The organism is Pseudomonas sp. A-R-19 (assembly GCF_019956575.1).
Classification (GTDB): Bacteria; Pseudomonadota; Gammaproteobacteria; order Pseudomonadales; family Pseudomonadaceae; genus Aquipseudomonas.
Genome location: NZ_JAHBDR010000016.1, coordinates 1 through 3,057, shown reverse-complemented (window position 1 = coordinate 3,057; position 3,057 = coordinate 1). Strand labels below are relative to the sequence as shown.

Here is a 3,057-nt window from a genome sequence, read left to right as displayed (position 1 = left end):
TGGCGATGGTGTGTCAGCTACCTTGGTGTCGCCTGACACACCATCGCCAGCAAGCCGGCTCCTACAAGGGGTTGGGCTTAACCAGTTGGCTTTCGGTATATTCCTTTTCTTTTTTTGCACGGAACGCCCATGTCGTCCCTGACTCCCTTGAACCATCTGATTACCCGCTTCCAGGAGCAGACGCCGATCCGCGCCAGTTCCTTGATCATCACGTTGTACGGGGATGCCATCGAACCCCATGGCGGCACCGTGTGGCTGGGCAGCCTGATTCAATTGCTCGAACCGATCGGCATCAACGAACGGCTGATCCGCACCTCGATTTTTCGCCTGACCAAGGAGGGCTGGCTGACCGCCGAGAAAGTCGGCCGCCGCAGTTACTACAGCCTGACCGGCACCGGTCGCCGGCGTTTCGACAAGGCTTTCAAGCGGGTCTACAGCACCACGATGCCGGCCTGGGATGGTTCCTGGTGCCTGGTGATGCTCTCGCAGCTGACCCAGGATAAACGCAAGCAAGTGCGCGAGGAGCTGGAGTGGCAAGGCTTCGGCGCGATTTCGCCGATGGTGCTGGCCTGCCCGCGCAGTGACCGTTCCGACGTCAACGCGACCCTGCTTGACCTGGGCGTCCAGGAAGACACCATCGTCTTCGAGACCACCGCCCAGGACGTACTGGCCTCCAAGGCGCTGCGCCTGCAAGTGCGCGAGAGCTGGAACATCGAGGAGCTGGCCGCTCACTACAGCGAATTCATCCAGCTGTTCCGGCCGCTGTGGCAAGCGCTGCGCGAGCAGGAAAACTTGCAACCGGCCGACTGCTTCCTGGCGCGGGTACTGCTGATTCACGAGTACCGCAAGCTGCTGCTGCGCGACCCGCAATTGCCGGACGAGTTGCTGCCCGGCGATTGGGAAGGCCGCGCCGCCCGCCAGTTATGCCGCAACATTTATCGTTTGATCTACTCCAAGGCCGAAGAATGGCTGAACGCTGCACTGGAAACGGCCGACGGCCCGTTGCCGGATGTCGGTGAAAGCTTCTACCGGCGTTTTGGCGGACTGAAATAACACGTCATTGTTCAGGGAGTGGTGCGGTTCAGGAGACTCGAAGCATCCGATGTCGTGTGGATTGACGTAGACAATAAAAATAAGCCTGCGTGAGGCCTGACATGATTTCTACCAAAGCACAGCGCCATGATGGGTTCGACCAGTGGATCCATCAGATCAACCAGATCTGCGGCGCCTTCAACGCACAACCCCTGGGCAGCGAATTTGCCGGGCGCATCCGCGAATACCAGAGCGATGCGCTCAAGCTCAGTTTCGTCGACGCGTGCCAGGCGCGGTTGTACCGTACGCCCCAGGAAGTTGCGGCGGGTGAGGGCGGCAAGTATTTCGCGGTGTTCCAGCTCGACGGTACAGCGGGCATGGCCCAGGGCGACAACAAGGTCCTGCTGTCCCCCGGCGACATCACGCTGATCGATGCCGCGCGGCCCAGCGATTTCACCTACAGCGAAAACTCCCGGCAGTTGTCGTTGATCCTGCCGTACCAACTGGTCGAGCAAACCCTGCGCTTCAATCAGGTCCGCTGCGGCCACCGGATCGCCGCGACCTCGCCCATTGCGATGCTCTCGCACCGGCTGATCCTCGATGCCACCCACCAACAGCACCTGACCCGCCAGGAAAGCGAAGCGACCCTGGAGGCGATTGTCAGCCTGCTGCGCCCGGCCATCAGCCAGGCCGAGGATGGCGAAGACTCCCACGAGCGCATCTTCCGCAAGACGCTCACCTGCATCGACGAAAACATTCGCTCCGAAGACTTGTGCCCGGAATGGCTGGCGCGGGAAGTCGGCATGTCCACCCGCGGCCTGTACCGGATGTTTGCCAAGAAGGGATTGGTGGTGGCGCGCTACATCAAGAACCGCCGCCTGGACCTGTGCGCCGAATCCCTGCGCCGCTCAGGCAGGGAGGAGAAGTTGTCGGTGTTGGGGTATTCGTGGGGTTTTTCCGATTCGAGCTACTTCTCGACGGCGTTCAAATCACGCTTCGGCATTGCGCCGGGGGAGTATCGCAAGCGGCATGCTTGATCGTTTACATGAACACCGCATAACCCTGTAGGAGCGAGCCTGCTCGCGATGGTCGTCAACGATAACGCGCGAATTCTGGTGAAACGGGTTGGCAGGATCTTACCCTTCTCGAAGAGCCGGGGCTCGCCTTTTTCCAGGCGTGACCAGGATTGACCGGCGATACGTTCCGCCTGCCAATAACCGGTATGCGTGCAGGCTTGGCCGCTGGTGCAGGTCGGCCTTTTGATGTAGTCGATCTCTATAAAGGCCGAGGAGCCTGGCATGGGCCGGCCGGTCGCAGGTTCGAGGACTTTGGCTTTGGCCAGTTGGTGAATCAGTGCTTCGCTGGGCTTTTCAGGTGGGACATTGGCCAGGCGTTCTTCGAGCCATTGTAGTTTGCCGTCCCAGGCGGGTAACGGGGCAGGCGGCAGCGGGAGGATTTCGTTGATTTCGGGGACCTTGGGATTGGCGTAGGAGTAGCCCGAGAGGATTTTCCAGATTTTTTTGTAGCGATCGGCGCGTTCGAGGTCTTCCTGTTGGCCGAGGTAGTGCAATTCATTCGTAGGTTCTGGCCCTCGAAATCCCTCCTCAATAAAACCGGCTGAAGTCTCATCTCCAGCTTCCACTCCGAGTTGGAATGCTTCGAGCGCCTCTTGAAAATGCCCATCTATCGACAAGTCAACACCAAGTGCTCTTGCCGCTTTGCCGTTTCCTTGCTCCCCTGCGCAACGGCGCATTTGCCGGGCAACGTCCGGGGCAATGTTGATCGGCGCCAACTTGTCTGCGACATAAGCTTGAGCTAGCGCATTACCTTCATCAGCGGCTTTACGGTAGTAACGCAACGCTATTTCGTGATCTTTCTGCAGCCCCGCCGAACCGTTTTGCAGGAAGATGCCGACAAAGTAATATCCCGTTGCCACTCCGGCGTTGATCAGTTGCTCACTCATGCGCAAATGCTCCTCACCTCGGAGTTTGAAAGTACCGCGCATGGCACCATTCTGCAGATTGA

General features: G+C 59.3%; 3 protein-coding genes. 2 read left to right on the top strand and 1 reads right to left on the bottom strand.

The genetic code is table 11. The features are described 5' to 3' along the window. Positions 1–129 precede the first annotated feature (129 nt). Both paaX and feaR read left to right on the top strand, forming a co-directional pair. A complete protein-coding gene (gene paaX / locus KGA88_RS01100; RefSeq protein WP_223588311.1) occupies positions 130–1,053 on the top strand; it encodes a phenylacetic acid degradation operon negative regulatory protein PaaX in 924 nt (307 codons plus the stop codon). A gap of 101 nt (positions 1,054–1,154) precedes the next feature. Further along, on the top strand, positions 1,155–2,069 hold the full coding sequence (gene feaR / locus KGA88_RS01095; protein WP_223588309.1) for a transcriptional regulator FeaR: 915 nt from the start codon (positions 1,155–1,157) through the stop codon (positions 2,067–2,069). On the opposite strand, the gene KGA88_RS01090 is transcribed toward feaR, so the two are convergent. Further along, positions 2,000–3,057 (bottom strand): DUF6396 domain-containing protein (locus KGA88_RS01090; protein WP_223588307.1); only part of this gene is annotated, 1,058 nt, incomplete at its 5' end. The two genes, feaR and KGA88_RS01090, sit on opposite strands and share 70 nt — an antisense overlap.